At 40.9% G+C, this 17170-nt stretch carries 17 protein-coding genes and 1 riboswitch; of the genes, 15 read left to right on the forward strand and 2 right to left on the reverse strand.

The annotated features are described in order from the left end of the window. The 13 genes from IMO47_RS12060 to IMO47_RS12120 all read left to right on the forward strand — a co-directional run bounded on the left by IMO47_RS12060 (nt 1) and on the right by IMO47_RS12120 (nt 13586). Entirely contained in the window at nt 1–1962 is a 1962-nt protein-coding gene (locus tag IMO47_RS12060) for a 2-oxo acid dehydrogenase subunit E2 (RefSeq protein WP_196076214.1), read from the forward strand. A gap of 137 nt (nt 1963–2099) precedes the next feature. Further along, a riboswitch (yybP-ykoY riboswitch) is annotated at nt 2100–2256 on the forward strand. Nucleotides 2257–2344: 88 nt separating this feature from the next. Continuing rightward, nucleotides 2345–2923 (forward strand): TMEM165/GDT1 family protein, encoded by a 579-nt coding sequence (locus tag IMO47_RS12065; RefSeq protein WP_196076178.1) that lies wholly within the window; start codon nt 2345–2347, stop codon nt 2921–2923. 216 nt (nt 2924–3139) lie between these two features. Next, nucleotides 3140–3937 carry an MBL fold metallo-hydrolase gene (locus tag IMO47_RS12070; protein ID WP_196076179.1) on the forward strand — a complete coding sequence of 266 codons (798 nt, stop codon included), beginning with the start codon at nt 3140–3142 and terminating at the stop codon, nt 3935–3937. A gap of 90 nt (nt 3938–4027) precedes the next feature. Beyond that, entirely contained in the window at nt 4028–4393 is a 366-nt protein-coding gene (locus IMO47_RS12075) for a YkgJ family cysteine cluster protein (protein WP_196076180.1), read from the forward strand. A 358-nt stretch (nt 4394–4751) separates the two neighbouring features. After that, entirely contained in the window at nt 4752–6218 is a 1467-nt protein-coding gene (gene guaB / locus IMO47_RS12080) for an IMP dehydrogenase (RefSeq protein WP_004826103.1), read from the forward strand. 117 nt (nt 6219–6335) lie between these two features. After that, on the forward strand, nt 6336–7667 hold the full coding sequence (glmM, locus tag IMO47_RS12085) for a phosphoglucosamine mutase (RefSeq protein WP_196076181.1): 1332 nt from the start codon (nt 6336–6338) through the stop codon (nt 7665–7667). Nucleotides 7668–7700: 33 nt separating this feature from the next. Next, nucleotides 7701–8357, forward strand: a complete 657-nt coding sequence (gene pdxH / locus IMO47_RS12090; protein ID WP_196076182.1) for a pyridoxamine 5'-phosphate oxidase — start codon at nt 7701–7703, stop codon at nt 8355–8357. Further along, on the forward strand, nt 8358–10061 hold the full coding sequence (gene recJ / locus IMO47_RS12095; protein WP_196076183.1) for a single-stranded-DNA-specific exonuclease RecJ: 1704 nt from the start codon (nt 8358–8360) through the stop codon (nt 10059–10061). 425 nt (nt 10062–10486) lie between these two features. Beyond that, nucleotides 10487–10921, forward strand: a complete 435-nt coding sequence (locus tag IMO47_RS12100; protein ID WP_227552354.1) for a PadR family transcriptional regulator — start codon at nt 10487–10489, stop codon at nt 10919–10921. Between the two features lie 22 nt (nt 10922–10943). After that, nucleotides 10944–11336 (forward strand): transcriptional repressor, encoded by a 393-nt coding sequence (locus IMO47_RS12105; protein WP_196076185.1) that lies wholly within the window; start codon nt 10944–10946, stop codon nt 11334–11336. Nucleotides 11337–11354: 18 nt separating this feature from the next. Next, nucleotides 11355–11657, forward strand: a complete 303-nt coding sequence (locus IMO47_RS12110; protein WP_196076186.1) for a DUF3861 domain-containing protein — start codon at nt 11355–11357, stop codon at nt 11655–11657. A gap of 432 nt (nt 11658–12089) precedes the next feature. Continuing rightward, on the forward strand, nt 12090–13037 hold the full coding sequence (locus IMO47_RS12115; RefSeq protein ID WP_196076187.1) for a pirin family protein: 948 nt from the start codon (nt 12090–12092) through the stop codon (nt 13035–13037). A gap of 150 nt (nt 13038–13187) precedes the next feature. Next, nucleotides 13188–13586 carry an OsmC family protein gene (locus tag IMO47_RS12120; protein ID WP_196076188.1) on the forward strand — a complete coding sequence of 133 codons (399 nt, stop codon included), beginning with the start codon at nt 13188–13190 and terminating at the stop codon, nt 13584–13586. Nucleotides 13587–13673: 87 nt separating this feature from the next. On the opposite strand, the gene IMO47_RS12125 is transcribed toward IMO47_RS12120, so the two are convergent. Beyond that, nucleotides 13674–14120 carry a surface-adhesin E family protein gene (locus IMO47_RS12125; RefSeq protein WP_196076189.1) on the reverse strand — a complete coding sequence of 149 codons (447 nt, stop codon included), beginning with the start codon at nt 14118–14120 and terminating at the stop codon, nt 13674–13676. Nucleotides 14121–14268: 148 nt separating this feature from the next. Between IMO47_RS12125 and IMO47_RS12130 the strand changes: the two genes are divergently transcribed. Then, the gene (locus IMO47_RS12130; protein WP_196076190.1) at nt 14269–14910 is read left to right on the forward strand and encodes a glutathione S-transferase; all 642 of its coding nucleotides are present in this window, start codon (nt 14269–14271) and stop codon (nt 14908–14910) included. Nucleotides 14911–14939: 29 nt separating this feature from the next. Next, complete coding sequence (locus tag IMO47_RS12135) at nt 14940–15557, forward strand: alpha/beta hydrolase (RefSeq protein WP_196076191.1); 618 nt, start codon at nt 14940–14942, stop codon at nt 15555–15557. A gap of 15 nt (nt 15558–15572) precedes the next feature. Here IMO47_RS12135 and dinB read toward each other — a convergent pair whose 3' ends face one another. Then, nucleotides 15573–16628: a DNA polymerase IV gene (dinB, locus tag IMO47_RS12140; RefSeq protein ID WP_196076192.1), complete on the reverse strand. Its 1056-nt coding sequence runs from the start codon at nt 16626–16628 to the stop codon at nt 15573–15575. Between the last annotated feature and the right edge of the window lie 542 nt (nt 16629–17170).

Below are 17170 nucleotides of genomic sequence, written 5' to 3' on the forward strand. Positions count from 1 at the left end.
ATGCAAATTACAACTCCTGATATTGGTGTAGATAAGGCAACTGTTGCCGAAATCCTCGTCAAGGTCGGCGATACCATTGCCGTGGATGACAGTATTGTTTTGTTGGAATCTGATAAAGCCTCTGTTGAAGTGCCTAGCACTTCAGCAGGTGTGGTGAAGCGTATTGCGGTTGCTGAAGGTGATGAAGTTTCAGAAGGTGCAGTATTGATTGAAGTTGAATCTGCGGCTGCAACAGCGACAGAAGCAGCTGTAGCACCCGCTCAAGAGCCTGCAAAAGCCCAAGCTGCTGCAGAAGTTAAAACTGAGTCTGCGACGCCTGCGGCATCTACAAATACAACATCGCAAACAGTTGAAGTGAAAGTTCCAGATATTGGTGTGGAAAAAGCTTTGGTTGGCGAAGTGCTGGTAAAAGCAGGCGATGAAATTGCTGTGGATGACAGCATCGTTGTTGTCGAGTCAGATAAAGCAACAGTCGAAGTTCCAAGTACAGTTGCAGGTACAGTTGAAAGTGTTGTCGTGAAAGAAGGTGACAGTGTTAAAGAGGGTGTGGTGTTGGTCACAGTGAAAACTGTAGGCGGTTCAGCATCTTCAACAGCACCGTCCGTTGAAGCAACACCTCAGCAAACAGTACCTGTACAAGCGCAAGAGCAAGAGCCGCCTGCAGCGACTCAATCTGGCAAGGTTGAGGTCACTGTGCCAGATTTGGGCGTAGACAAAGCCACTATTTCTGAAATCTTGGTCAATGTGGGTGACCGTGTTGAAAAAGACCAGAGTCTGTGTGTTGCAGAATCTGATAAAGCATCTGTAGAAGTTCCAAGTACAGTTGCAGGTGTGGTCAGCGCCATTCATGTGGAGTTGAATCAGTCTGTGACTCAGGGTACAGCATTGGTGACGATTGAAGCGGAAGGTCAAGTGACTCCAGCACCTCAAGCGAAGCCGGCATCCGAGCCTGCGCCAGTCGCAGCTCAAGCGCCAGTTACTGCATCTGCAAAAGAAGCAACGGTTGCTTTAGACTCAGGTGAGAAATTATCAAAAGCACAGCAAGCTGAAAATGCCAAAGTCTATGCAGGTCCAGCAGTACGTAAACTTGCGCGTGAACTGGGTGTTGTACTTTCTCAAGTTCAAGCTTCAGGTCCACATGCCCGTGTGATGAAGGACGATGTTTTTGCTTTTGTTAAAGCAAAACTGACTGCACCACAGGCAGCACCGCAAGCTGCAGTTGCCCAGGTTGCTTCAGGCTTGCCTGCGTTACCTGACTTCAGTGCCTTTGGTGGCAGTGAAATCGCACCAATGACACGTTTACAGCAGGTTTCTGTACCACAGTTGTCATTGAACAATTTTATTCCACAAGTGACACAGTTTGATTTGGCGGATATTACTGAGCTGGAAGCTTGGCGTGGTGAACTCAAAGGTAAGTTTAAGCAAGACGGTATTAGCTTAACGATTCTTGCCTTTATTGCAAAAGCCGTGGCGTTCTTGTTGAAAGAGGAACCTTATTTTGCAGGTCATCTTGCTGACGATCAAAAGTCAGTGGTATTGCGTAAAGAAATTCATATGGGAATTGCAGTAGCAACACCAGATGGTTTAACGGTTCCTGTGTTACGTAATCCTGACCAAAAATCAATTAAGCAAATTGCGATTGAATTGGGTGAACTCAGTAAAAAAGCACGGGATAAGAAACTCTCTCCAAAAGACTTACAGGGTGCGAACTTTACCATTACCAGTTTAGGCTCAATTGGTGGTACGGCGTTTACACCGTTGGTGAACTGGCCACAAGTTGCAATTCTGGGTATTTCTCCTGCAACCATGCAACCTGTTTGGAATGGTTCAGGCTTTGATCCAAAATTGATGTTGCCACTGTCATTGTCTTATGATCACCGTGTGATTAATGGTGCGGATGCAGCTCGATTTACCAATAAATTGACCAAGCTGTTGTCTGACATTCGTAATATCCTGCTTTAAGTTTAAAGTCCTGGAAAACCTCGCTTTATGCGGGGTTTTTTTATTCCTCAATCTGTAATTTTTTTTAATATTTGTCTGTCGTTTAAAATATTTAATTTTTAAAAATTGAAATGCGTCTACAAAGCATTGTAGAATAGTTGTACTTCATTGGGGAGTAGCCGCTGTTTTTTATCCAAAAGATAATAAACGGGTGATGATCAACATAATTACTCAACAGAGTATGGTCATCATAGCAAAGAACCAATTTAGCTGAAGGCGTGTACTCAGCTATCTTTTGTTGGCAAGACCTTTGATTTATCACTCCGCGTTGGATAGGTGACTATTCATATTGGCTAGCAGGAGGGGTAAGTCATCGGTAATATTGCTAGCCAGAGACTTTGACATGTTAAATGCCTTCCTCATCTCTTTGGTGGTTGTTGCTTTATCCGAAATGGGCGATAAAACGCAACTACTCGCATTACTTCTTGCTGCACGTTTCCGTAAACCTATTCCGATTTTATTCGCGATTCTGCTTGCGACATTGGTCAATCATGGCGTTTCTGCCGTGCTGGGACAATGGATTACCACGGTACTCAGTCCAACTGTTCTGTTGTGGATTGTTTCACTCGGGTTTATCGCGATGGCAGGCTGGATGCTGATTCCTGATGAACTGGATGATGAGTCTGAAAGCATCAATAAATGGCAGAAATATGGAGTCTTTGGCGCAACATTCGTGCTGTTTTTTCTGGCTGAAATCGGTGACAAGACTCAGATTGCGACTGTGGCACTTGCTGCACGTTTTGACAGTATAGGATGGGTTACTCTAGGAACCACACTGGGCATTATGTTGGTCAATGCACCTGCTGTATTTATTGGCAATAAGTTGGCGGATAGATTACCAATTTCTTTAATCCATAAAATTGGTGCAGCGATATTCTTTATTATTGGGGTTGCGGCATTGGTTCAACATTACTTTTTTTAAGGCGATTTTTTCAATGCAGTTTTAAGCTGTGATTGAATGAGTGCTTTTTCAAGATAAAAAACTCAACCCAGTGTTGGGTTTTTTATTATTTTGAGAATAATCACACAAATAATCATAAAACTTAGGTTGTATATTTATTGTAACTTTGAAGAAAACCTTATATGTTGTATGGGATAAATAAAGATTTATTTTAAAAAAGGTTTTGGGGTTCTGGGTATGGCTTTAGATCGCACCACATCGCAAGTTTTGTTTGATAATGGCACACATAAATGTATCAGTTTTACCAGTTTGGTAAAAGGTGAGGGTGTACAAGCCAATCAATTTTTGATTCTCAACAACGAACGTGCAGCAGTTTTGGATCCAGGTGGTGATTTGACCTATGTACCTTTAACCATGGAGTTAAATAAGTACACACGCCTGCAAAACCTAGACTATGTGATGGCATCTCATCAAGATCCAGACATTATCACCTCGATGCCACGTTGGTTGGTATATACCGATGCCAAAGTGGTGGCTTCAAAATTATGGGCACGCTTTTTACCCCACTTAAATTCCGCTTTTATGAGTGATCGTATGAAAGGGGGCTGGTTAGAACGTTTGATTGAGCTACCTGACCAAGGTGGATCGATTCCTCTAGGTGAAACTCGAATTATTGTAGTCCCTGCGCATTTTTTGCATTCAGTAGGGAATTTCCAGTTTTACGATCCCATCTCTAAAATTTTATTCTCGGGAGATATGGGTGCATCTATCGTTGATGATGCTTCTACACCGATTGATGATTTTAATAGCCATATTCCAAGTATGCGGGGTTTCCATCAACGTTACATGTGTACCAATCGGGTCATTCGTTTATGGGTGAAAATGGTGCGTCAAATGGATATTGAAATGATCGTACCCCAGCACGGCAAGCCTTTTATAGGAAAAGAAATGATCAGTCAGTTTTTAGACTGGATTGAGAATTTACAGTGTGGCGTTGATTTGATGGATGAAACCGTGTTTACCTGTCCTCAATAAAAAAACTCAAAAAATCTATTGTGTTTGGATACGACTTTTTTTAGGATTTTCTTGCCAAAATCTTAAACTGATAACGAGAATCTTAAAAAAATGTTGTCACAAATCTCAGCACAGGATGCGTGCTTAAGCTGCGGGGCGTGTTGCGCCTTTTTCCGAGTCTCATTTTATTGGGCAGAGGGAGAAGCAATGCCTGCTGATTATGTAGAACCGTTAACTGCAGTATATTCCTGTATGCAAGGGACCAATCAAAAACAACCCCGCTGTATTGCATTGGATGGAGTGGTTGGGCAGCAGGTCAGTTGTACCATGTATGAACAACGCAGTTCATCTTGCAAAGAAGTGCAGGCTGGAGATGCACAATGTGCCAAAGCAAGGCAGGCGCATAATTTAATTCCCTTGATTGATATTGATGTCATGACACCGAGTAATGATGAAGATTTTGATCAGGTGTGTTAAAAAGCATTTATTTTAATTGCGCATGAAATGAAATTGAGAATGTTTCATGTTCCTTTATGATTTAGCTTAAAATATTGAATATACATCAAAATGATCAAGAGCATGGTTTTTTAACCGTTATGCTCAAGTGAGCGAGCACTTAGTGCAGATGGTTTTTCAAAGATGCTTGTATTGGCGTTCAACCTGAGAAAGTTGGATTGAATACGAGGAAATATAAAGGCTTAATACTGTTCGAAACCCAAAATATTATAAAGCCTCAGGCATTGAACATGAATTATCTTTATTCTTCACAATAAAAAATGAAAATTGAACGGAAATTTGTATATAATAGCTCACGGAAATTACCAGCGAGACTGTTATGTTGACCATCGTTCAAGAAGCGTTAACCTTCGATGATGTCTTATTACTCCCTGCCTATTCTACTATCCTCCCAAAAGATGTCTCTCTAAAGACACGCCTCACACGCGGCATTCAACTGAACATACCTATGGTTTCAGCAGCAATGGATACAGTGACTGAGTCACGTATGGCGATTGCAATGGCGCAAAATGGTGGTATCGGTATTTTACATAAAAACATGGATATTTCTGCACAAGCTGCGGAAGTTCGCCGTGTGAAAAAATTTGAAGCAGGCATGGTGAAAGATCCTATCACCGTGACTCCTGAAACGACGATTCGTGACTTGATTGCAATTACTCAAGCCAACAATATCAGTGGTGTGCCTGTTGTTAAAGACGGCAAGGTGGTTGGCATTGTGACAGGGCGAGATACTCGTTTTGTGACCAACTTAGAGCAACCTGTAAGTAACATCATGACAGGGCAAGATCGTCTTGTGACGGTTCGTGAAAATGAATCTAAAGAAAATATCCAAGCATTATTACAACAGCATCGCATTGAAAAAGTGTTGGTGGTAGATGATAACCATGCCTTGAAAGGTTTGATTACCGTCACTGATTTCCGCAAAGCAGAATCTTATCCAAACAGCTGTAAAGATGAATTAGGCCGTTTACGTGTTGGTGCTGCTGTTGGTACGGGTGCCGAAACGCCAAGCCGTGTTGAAGCGTTGGTCGAAGCAGGTGTCGATGCGATTGTGGTCGATACTGCACATGGTCATTCCGCAGGTGTGATTGAACGGGTACGTTGGGTAAAAGCAAACTTCCCACAGGTTCAAGTCATTGGCGGAAATATCGCAACAGGTGATGCAGCATTGGCATTGCTTGACGCGGGTGCAGATGCTGTAAAAGTCGGGATCGGTCCTGGTTCAATCTGTACAACACGTATTGTTGCAGGTATTGGTATGCCGCAAATTTCAGCGATTGATAGTGTTGCAAATGCACTGAAAGATCAAATTCCTTTAATTGCTGATGGTGGTATCCGCTTCTCTGGTGATATGGCGAAAGCGATCGGTGCAGGTGCAAGTACCATTATGGTGGGCTCACTTATGGCAGGTACTGAAGAAGCACCTGGTGAGGTAGAGTTCTTCCAAGGTCGTTACTATAAAGCTTACCGTGGTATGGGCTCTTTGGGTGCAATGGCAGGTGCAACAGGTTCTGCAGACCGTTATTTCCAAGACTCTAAGGCAGGTGCTGAAAAGTTGGTTCCTGAAGGTATTGAAGGTCGTGTACCTTACAAAGGACCAATGGGCAACATCGTACACCAAATGATGGGTGGTTTGCGTTCATCAATGGGCTATACGGGTTCAGCAACCATCGAAGATCTTCGTCAAAATGCAAAATTCGTGAAAATTACTGCGGCAGGTATGCAAGAGTCGCATGTACATGATGTGACGATTACTAAAGAAGCACCAAACTATCGAGTGGGTTAATCTTTTGTAATATTTTGATTGAAAAAAGCCGTCAGTTTATGACGGCTTTTTTATTTTGGTGTAAAGTATAAACGTGAAAAATTGATGGTTATACAACGCATAATAAGTGGGTAAAAAATGAGTTATTTCGGTACTGACGGGATTCGTGGAAAATTTGGTGAACTCCCAATTACCCCTGAATTTGCACTTAAACTGGGGTTTGCCGCGGGCAAAGTATTAAAGCAAATTAGCCCAAAAACAAAACCTATTGTGGTTTTAGGTAAAGATACACGTTTATCCGGTTATATTCTTGAAGCAGCATTACAGGCAGGATTAAATGCAGCAGGTGTGTATGTGCACTTGCTTGGACCATTGCCTACCCCAGCGATTGCACATCTAACCCGTGCTTTGCATGCCAACTTAGGTATCGTGATTTCGGCATCGCACAATCCTTATTTTGATAATGGCATTAAGTTTTTCTCCGATGAAGGTAAGAAATTACCGGATACCATTCAGGAAGCGATTAATCGTGAATTGGAGAATGATATTGTCATCGATGATACGGCGAATTTGGGCAAAAGTGTGCGGGTCAAAGATGCCAATGGACGTTATATCGAATTTTGTAAATCGACTTTTCCTTATCATTTTAATTTACGCCATTTAAAAATTGTTGTTGACTGTGCCAATGGCGCGGCTTACAGCGTGGGTCCTGCGGTATTTCGTGAGTTGGGTGCCAAAGTCATCGCACTCTACAATGATCCTGATGGTTTAAATATCAATAAAGATTGCGGATCAACGCATCCTGAAAACTTGCAAAAAGCCGTTGTTGAACATCAAGCGGATTTAGGAATTGCTTTTGATGGCGATGCTGACCGTGTTGTATTGGTTGATCGTCATGGAAAGCTAGTTGATGGTGACCATATTCTTTATATCTTGGCCACACAGTCCTCACAGAAACCAGCAGGTGTTGTGGGTACAGTGATGAGCAATATGGCTTTAGAGTTGGCATTGGAAAAGGCAAAAGTTCCTTTTGTACGTGCAAAAGTGGGTGACCGCTATGTTTTACAAAATCTGGAAGAAAACAACTGGGTCATCGGTGGTGAGCCATCAGGTCATATTTTGACTTTAGACAAAAGCACTACAGGGGATGCCATCATCGCTGCATTGCAAGTATTGACGGTGTTGGTTGAGCAAAATAAAGCTTTAGATGAGCTGGTTGCCGACTTTAAAGCGTTGCCCAATGTGTTGGTGAATGTTCGTCTTGAGCAAATGTTTGACCCATTTGCAGTACCCGCCTTGGTCGCAGAATTTGATAAAGCAGAAACATTACTCAAAGGGCGTGGTCGAATTTTAATTCGTAAATCTGGGACTGAACCGATTATCCGTGTTATGGTAGAAGGTGATGATTTGCAAGAAGTAACTGATTTAGCAAATCATTTGGCAGATGCTGTACGCAAGAATGCTGCCTAAAAATAGTCTCTAATCTGTAGAAGGTTTGGGTTCATGAGTGATGTGATTAAAGATTTAAGCGAGCTTCGTTTAACCTATCAAAAAGGTGAACTACATGAGGAGCAGGTGGATGCTCATCCACATGAACAGTTTCTCAATTGGTTTAATTTGGCTTTAGAAGCCAAACTTCATGAGCCTTATGCAATGTCCTTGGCGACTGCAAATGCACAAGGTCGTCCGCATGTGAGAACAGTGTTATTGCGTGGTGCAACAGAAGCTGGTTATGACTTTTATACCAACTATGACAGTCAAAAAGGTTTGGATTTAGCTGAAAATCCTTATGCAGAACTTCTCTTCTACTGGCCTGAGCTGGAGCGTCAAGTTCGTGTCAGTGGTCAAGTTGAGAAAATATCTGAGCAAGAATCTATCGACTATTATCATAAGCGCCCCCGTGATAGCCAAATAGCCGCACATATCAGTACACCCCAAAGTGGTGTCATTGAGAACCGTGAACAGCTCCAACAACGCTTTCAAGCACTGTATGATCAGGTCGCGGAAAAAGACCAACTGCCAAAACCCGAATTTTGGGGAGGCTATCGTCTGCAACCCGACTATTATGAGTTTTGGCAGGGTCGTCCAAACCGTTTACACGATCGTTTAACTTATGAAAAAGCTGATGGATTTTGGAAATTACAACGTTTGATGCCTTAAATGCAAAAAATACAGATTAAACAACGACCCCTTCTGACACGCCCTGAGCATTTTCAGGGCGTATCCCCGTTTATTGCTGAACTTTTAGCAAGACGTGGAGTGCAATCGGAACAGGAACTTGATTTAAAGCTGAAATATTTACTTGCGCCCAAAATGAAAGGTTTGGAGCAGGCGATTCAGATCATTGACCACGCCATAGATGAATACAAGAAAATCGTCATTGTGGGGGATTATGATGCCGATGGTGCGACCAGTACCGCACTCATGATATTGGCATTAAATGAAATGGGGGCAAATGTTCAATATCTAGTCCCTGATCGGTTTAAGTATGGTTATGGTTTAACGCCTAAAATTGCCGATTTAGCTTTTGAAAAATTTCAACCTGATTTATTGATCACTGTTGATAATGGCATTTCCAGTCATGCAGGGGTTGATCAAGCGCATTTACTGGGTATGCAGGTCATCATTACCGACCACCATTTGACCACGAAGGAAACACCGCAAGCTGAAGCTGTGGTGAATCCGAATCAGCTGGGATGTGAATTTCCAAGCAAGGCATTGGCGGGTGTGGGTGTCGCATTCTATCTGTTGGCGAATTTAAGCAGTCATCGTGCCAAACTCGCCAAATCGACCGCGAAAATGCAGCAGTATCTAGATTTGGTTGCTCTGGGTACTTATGCAGATGTGGCGAGTCTGGACTATAACAACCGTATTTTGGTGGATGCCGGTGTCAAGCGAATCCAGCAAAACCAATGTCGTGCCGGAATCAGTGCATTATTGGATATCGCAGGGCGTGATCCAGCTGAGTTAAAAGCATCTGACTTGGGCTTTGTTCTGGGTCCACGGATCAATGCCGCAGGACGTATGGAAACCATGGATATTGGGATTGAATGTCTATTGGCAACAGATATGCAAACGGCCTATGTATTCGCACGACAGTTGAATGATTTAAATTTAGAACGCCGTCAGGTTGAATCGCAAATCAAACAAGAAGCGCTGACCGAGCTAGAGCAACTGGAACTGGACCAAGACAATTTACCTGCTGCATTGGTGATGTTTGAAGAACATTGGCATCAAGGCGTGATTGGTATTGTTGCAGGTCGTTTAAAAGAGCAGTTTCATCGTCCGAGTATTGTATTTGCTGCCGATAAAGATGGCATTCATATCAAAGGGTCTGCTCGCTCGATTGAGGGCATCCATATTCGAGATGTGATTGAAAAAGTGGCAGAACAGCATCCTGATTTAATTAGCCATTTTGGTGGTCATGCAGCCGCGGCAGGTTTAACCATTCAAAAGCAGCATTTTGACGCATTTAAACAGCGTTTTATTGAGCTGGTTGCTCAATCGGATGAATCTCTGTTTCAAGCAGTGCTATGGACAGATGGCGAATTACCTGCTCAAGCCTTTCAACTGCAAACAGTTGATGCCCTCGAACAATTAGGACCCTGGGGGCAAAAGTTTCCTGCTCCTGTGTTCGAAGGGCAGTTTAAGGTGATTGATTACCGCTGGCTGAAAGATGCTCACTTAAAATTACGTTTGGCTTTGGCCGATGGGCAAGCTGTAGATGCAATCGGGTTTAATGTCCGTGATAAATTTAATTTTGATCCTATGCAGGATCGCGTTCGTATCGTCTATGAATTGGATAAAAATCAATTTAATGGCAACATAAGTTTGCAATTGAGAATGTTGCATCTGGAACAGTAATTTCGAATGAAAAAGTGCGGATATAGGCGCTTTTTGATTGCCATATGATAAAAAATATAATGCCTTAATTGTCTGAATAAAAACACGTCAGGTGCTGATTCAATCGGCACAGGGATTTAACCTGCTGTTATTTCTGAACTGTTCATGTCCACTTCAAAAAACAAAGAATGTCTTTTTATGTATTAAGATCTATCTCTTTGTAAAATAAATTTGATATAAAACAATAAGTTATAATTAATTTCAAACATTTTATTGAATAAAGATATATTAAGATATATCTTAATAATCATAAATTAGTCAATTTGAGAAAAATAAACATGAAATCAGCTCGGCATGATCATTCACAGCATGGCTTTGAACATCGTGAACATCATCCAGAAAAAGGCTATGCTGGACGTAGAGGTCGTTTGTTTGAATCGGGAAAAATGAAGCTTTTGGTACTTCATCTGATTGAACAGCAAGCCAAACACGGCTATGAAATAATCAAGGACATCAGTGACTTGGTCGGTGGTGGCTATACACCCAGTTCAGGCACCATTTATCCCACACTGACCTATCTCGAAGAAATTGGTTCTGTTGTTGTGGAAAATACAGCAGATGATCGCAAGCAATATCACATCACTGAAGCTGGAAGATTGCATTTAAAAGAGCAAAATCAACACATCCAACATTTGTTGGCGCGTTTAGAAACACGTCGTGAACTACATGAGAATGACCAGTATGTGGATGTACACCGTGCCATGGAAAATTTAAAAACCGCGTTGCGTTTAAAGCTGAAAGGCAAAGATTTTAATGCAGAACAGGTCAGACAGGTTGCTGAGATCATTGATCAAGCTGCTGTAAAGATTGGGCGTTTATAACATGACATCCAAAAGGTGAGACATGAATATTGAAATCCAACAGAAATTGCGCCAATCAAACTTAAAAATTACTCAGGCACGAGTGAGTGTATTCAAAGTCTTATCCGATCAAAACGTACCACTGACGGCTAAACAAATTTATCAGCAACTTTATCTGAACCATCAGCAAATTAGCTTATCCACCATCTATCGCGTGGTCACTGACTTGGAAAGGGCAGGTTTGCTGCATCAGAAACTGAATGGTAGAGATGAAGCGCACTATATCTTGATTAACAAATCTGAAGCTGAATGTCTCAATATCCATTGTGTTGATCTGAAGCAGATCAATAAATCCTCCTTGATTAAATCACTGGAAAAGGTTTTTGAACAATTCAATGTCGATGTTTTAGATATTGAGTTTAATTCCCCTCATTAGATTAAGTAGAGAAATCACATGAAACAACATCAATACCATGTCACGGTACAGCATCTTGCAGATGCAAAAGGTCAAGCTTCAAACTACAGTGAAAACATTGAATTTAATGTTGGAAATCACGACGATATTTTTGAAATTGTTGAACGTTTAAAAAAAGCCGAGTTTTTTGATGAAGAAACAACTAAGGCATTTGCAGTAGGGCTCAAGTTGTTTTTAGAAGTGATGATTACACATCGTGATCATATTTTATTCAAAGATTTTGAACCGGCTGTAAGGCAATTCATGAAAAATTTAAAGCAAAATGTAAAGAAAGAGGCGTGATTAAAAAGTTCAAATCACAAATAAGCTGTAAGGCAAGCTCAATCGGCAATGATCTTGAGTAAAATTCCCAGGTTAACAACAAAATATGCCACTTGGCTGATGCTAATTTTCCTATTGACGATGGTTTTACAGGTTTATTGGTCAATCTTGTAACGCCAGTGCCTGAAACAAAAAAGTTCTGCACATGGATGGTGTTGGATCGAGATCAGGCTGAGAGGATTTGAGCAATAAGCCTGAATCTGGAATTGCAGCATCATCAGTCGAAGACCACCGACTTTATAACAAAAACCACACTATTATTGTCCTATTCATGGTATTCAGCGTATTAAGATAGCTATAGGTTGATGGATATAAAACCGCTAGGCTAGATAGATTGAAATAGCAGATGTTGAAATAACATCCTGAGCTGATGAACAACTTTAGGATAACAAAATGACCAATACCAACTATACCGAGATTTCTCATTCTGATGATTGTGAAAAATATGTGAATCAATTTATTCAAGACTTTCCAATCCGTTCAGCAGAAATAGGCAGAGGCACCGTCATTAAGCGCGCATTACCCAGTCGTCAGAAACGTATGATTGGCGCATGGTGCTTTTTAGATCACGCAGGACCAGTAACATTTCCTCAGGGAGATGGACTGGATGTCGGACCACACCCACATATTGGTTTACAGACTTTTACGTGGATGATTGAAGGCACAATGATGCATACAGACAGCATTGGCTCAAAACAATTGATCCGCCCAAAGCAGGTCAATTTGATGACCGCAGGTTATGGTATTTCTCATACAGAAGTTGCGCCTGATACCGAGACTCGAATGCATGCTGCACAACTCTGGATTGCATTGCCTGATGATAAAATCAACATGGCACCTCAATTTGACCACTATCCAGTTTTGCCTGTGGTTGAAAAGGACAATATTGAGTTCACTGTTTTAGTTGGTGAATTTATGGACACTGTATCACCTGTCCAAGTCCATACAGAATTATTGGGTATCGATTTCTTTGCCAAAGAACAGACCAAAACGCGTATTCCACTCAATCCTAAATTTGAATATGGATTTATGGCTCTGGAAGGCAATGCAATCGTGAATGGTCATGAGTTAACTAGTGACAATATGGTGGTGCTAGAACCTGGAATCTCGCAAATTGACGTAGAGCTTCCAAAAGGTTCACGTTTGCTATTGATAGGTGGTGAACCGTTTGAATCTCCTATTTTGTTGTGGTGGAACCTAGTGGGACGTACACAAGAGGAACTGAAGACTGCGACAGAACAATGGATCAATCAAGATGCGCGTTTTGGAACAATTCCTGATTATGATGGTCCACGTCTGGAAGCACCTGCATTTCCAGACAAGATGCGACCATCGAAGTAATCTACCGTATGGGTAATCTTAAGAGATAGATGCAGAGTAAATCATTTGCGTTAAGGGTTTGTGGGTTCATTCTTTAGCGCAAGTGCTGAATTTACAAGGTTTATCTATACAGGCATTTATTAAAAAAATTTAATATGAAAGGAAAATAAAATGGCAATCATCGCAAATGCAAAAGTAAAAACCTATCCGGAACCATGGTCAGGCGAAGTCGTTAGCGGAAAGCATCAACTGATTACGGATAAGCCAGAATCATTTGGTGGACAAGATAAAGGTTTAGCACCTTATGATTTTGTTTGCTCAGGTTTGATTTCCTGTACCATGATTACTTTACGTATGTACGCTCAACATAAAGGTTTTGATTTGGGCGAGTTTACTGTCGAAGCAGATTTTAATGCCAATAAAGAAGGCAAAGAATGGATTGAACGCCGTTTATCTTTTGCCAATGCGCTGTCAGAGGAATTGCATCAAAAAGTATTGGATATTTGTCAAAAAACCCCTGTGACTAAAACTTTGTTAAGAAGCCTAGAAATCAATACCACGATTATTTAAGTGGTCTTGAAAAAATGATTTGATTTGCAAAAGACATTTTGCCGTTCTACAAAATGTCTTTGCAATGTTGTACATATTGCTGATGATTTATTTACAACTCATCCCATATATTTGTGTATAAAATTTACCTTGATTCAAGGGCTTGAACTCTAAATCATCAAAAGAATAAAAAGCGGCTCCAGTTTCGCCATCATGACTCAACGTAATGTGGTCAAATTTTTTCACTAATTTACTGTTCGATGTTTTTCCGGCAAAGTAATCAGCGCCCCGAATGGCAATAGTCTTCGCTTTACAATCGACAATAAGCTGTTTAATGACCGATTGATAAGGTTCATCGCTGTTCAATTGAATCGGTTGAGCATATTTTTCGTAGATCACCGCTTGCTTAAAGGAATCACGAATGGTTGTATGCGCCTTGGCGTCAAGAAGGACTTGACCCTGAGGTTCTATAGCCCCCAGCGAAATAAGTTTGGGTTGATAGGAATATGTTTTGGCGCACACCAATAACAGCGTTAAACAGAGTAAATGCTTCATTTTTATTTTCAGTATGGCTGATATTCATACGGATTATAATCACAGTCATTCTAGAGTACACTGATAAAAGTGTTAAAAATATAGCAATACAATTGTTGAAAAGCCAAGATCCCTCTATAGTCAGGATACAATAATTGAGGCAATAAAAATGATTACATTACATCATCTAGATCAATCACGTTCATTACGGATTATTTGGGCTTTGGAGGAGCTGGGGCTTGAATATAAAATTAAGCACTATAAGCGGTTGCCGACTTTTGCTGCACCACCCGAGTTAAAAGCTGTTCATCCATTGGGAAAGTCACCTGTGTTGACCGATGGTGATTTAACAATTGCTGAATCTGCAGTGATTTTAGACTATCTTCAAACGATCTATGATAGCCAAAACCAGTTTAAGCCCCAGAATCCTCAAGATCTGATGCAATATAACTATTGGATGCATTATGCAGAAGGTTCTTTAATGCCTTATTTGGTCATGACTTTAGTGATGACCAATATGCCCAAACATGTCCCATTTTTGATTCGGCCAATCGCAAAAAAAATCTCAGAAGGTGTCCGTGGCGGTTTTATCAATCCTCGCTTAAAAGAACATTCAGTGTTTTTGGAAGATTATTTTAGTCAGCATGACTATGCAGCAGGAGAGTTTTCTTTTGCTGATATTCAGATGAGTTTTCCTGTTGTCGCCATGCAACAACGAACTAAAAACAATACCCCCCATCTTGCAGCCTATGCGGAACGTATCCAACAGCGACCTGCTTATCAACGTGCAAAAGCAAAAAGTGGTGATTAAGTTCTGTTGTATTAAAAATTGGACTGTAAATGAATTTAATTTTTTTACCAGGTGCATCGGGGAGTACTGAATTTTGGCAACCTGTCATGCACAACCTGTCGGTGAATCATCAAAAAACAGTGCTTGCTTATCCGAGCTTTGGCGGATCTCCCGATCACCCCGATATCCAAAGCTTTGAAGATTTACAGGACTACGTGATTGCGCAGATTCAACATCCATCGATTGTGATTGCCCAGTCGATGGGCGGGATCTTTGCAGTACAGGCAGCATTGCAGAAACCACAGCAGATTGCAGCATTGGTGTTGGTGGCAACTTCGGGTGGAATTGATTTAGCGCCGTTTCATGTGGCAGATTGGCGAAAAGATTATCAGCAGACTTTTGCTGTTCCGAGCTGGTTTGTTGATCATCAATCTTATATGGATGAATTACTCAGTCAGATTTCCTGCCCCGTTCTGTTGATTTGGGGTGATTCAGATCCAATTAGCCCTCTCAAAGTAGGTGAATATTTACATGAAAAAATCGGCAATTCAACCTTGCATGTGGTTGCCCAGGGTGAACATGATTTAGCTTATGTTTTTGCCCATTCCGTATCAGCATTGATTGAAAATTTTATTTCCGAATATCAATCAGTTCAGCATAAAAAATAAAAGCATATGGATGCTTTACCACAAGGATAATTGTGACTCATCCTGTTGCTCTGTAAGTTGGTATAGACCCACGCCAATTAAACGAAATTGAAAATGCTCAGGAATCTGCATTTCATTCAATAGGATTTGAATGACTTGGGTCATTTCTTGTGGTGATTTGAGTGCGGTTTTAAAGCTTTTACTGTGCTGCAACACTTGAAAATTCTTGAGTTTGAGTTTGACTGTTACACCACGTGCCTGCATCTGCTTTTTTTCTAAACTGAGCCAAACCCGTGTAATTAAATTATCCCAATAGATTGCACATTGTTCGAGATTAAAATCGTCATCAAATGTGGTTTCTTTTGAAATTTGCTGTCGTTGCCGTTCTGCCTGTACAGGGCGTTCATCGATGCCTTGAGCATATAAAAATAATTGTTTGCCATATTTGCCAAAATGGTGAATCAAGATGCTTTCTTCGATTTTCTGTAAATCACCTAAAGTTTCTAAATTTAAACTCTTGAGTTTTTCCTGAGTAACTTTACCCACGCCAGGAATTTTTTTTAGGGCTAAATCTTGAATAAAATTTTGAACTTGGCTGGGCTTAATGATGCAAATGCCATTTGGCTTATTCCAATCCGAAGCCACTTTGGCCAGAAATTTATTTGGCGCCACTCCTGCTGAGGCGGTAAGACCCGTTTGCTGATAAATATCCGCACGAATGCGTTCAGCAACTTCGGTGGCACTGGGAATATTTAATAAATTTTCAGTCACATCAAGATAAGCTTCATCTAAAGATAAAGGTTCAATGAGTGGGGTATATTTTTGGAAAATTTCATGAATTTGATAGGAAACATCACGATATTTTTCAAAATTGGGTTCAATCACATAGACTTGTGGGCAGCGCTTTTTTGCTTGTGCCATCGACATTGCCGAACGTAAGCCGAATTGACGGGCAGGATAAGATGCCGCAGCAATCACTGCCCGAGGATGATGTGAAGAAATCACCACAGGTAAGTGCCTTAATTCAGGACGTTCAAGTAGTTCTACAGATGCATAGAATGCATCCATGTCGATATGGATGATTTTTCTCATGAATGACACAGTGTTGCAGCGCTGTATGTTTATTCTAACCGATCTTGATTTGTTGTAAGTGATGAATTTGGCATTTGAGACGAATCTGCGACAGTTTGTGTCGAGATGCTGAGTTTGTATGGCTATTTTGGGGATTTTTAAATATTTTACGCTCAGCTGCATCCATTGAAGCTACATTGGCTTTGCCAACACACAAACATAGGCGTTACATATCCATGCAGATTAAATCCAGACTTGAGAGGAGGATGAAATCGATCATCTAAAATGAATTGATTTTGAATTGCTCATAATACAGCTATAGTCAATCCATAGAAAAAATGATACAGCAAAATATAATTTTTATTGATTAATAGAATCAATGCTATAGATGTATTTTTTTGGTTATCTAAAGCTTTCATTGCCACGCTTTACAGCTAAATTTTAAAATAGATTTACGTAGGCGATGCCTCACTTTTCAGAGATGAAAAGATGACAAAAATCTTTCGTTTAACAGGGTTCTTGCGCTGCAAACAAAGCAGTGCTTTGTTTTTGCTCATATCCCC

Source organism: Acinetobacter sp. Res13-Abat-PEC15-P4-01 (assembly GCF_015676285.1).
GTDB lineage: Bacteria > Pseudomonadota > Gammaproteobacteria > Pseudomonadales > Moraxellaceae > Acinetobacter > Acinetobacter nematophilus.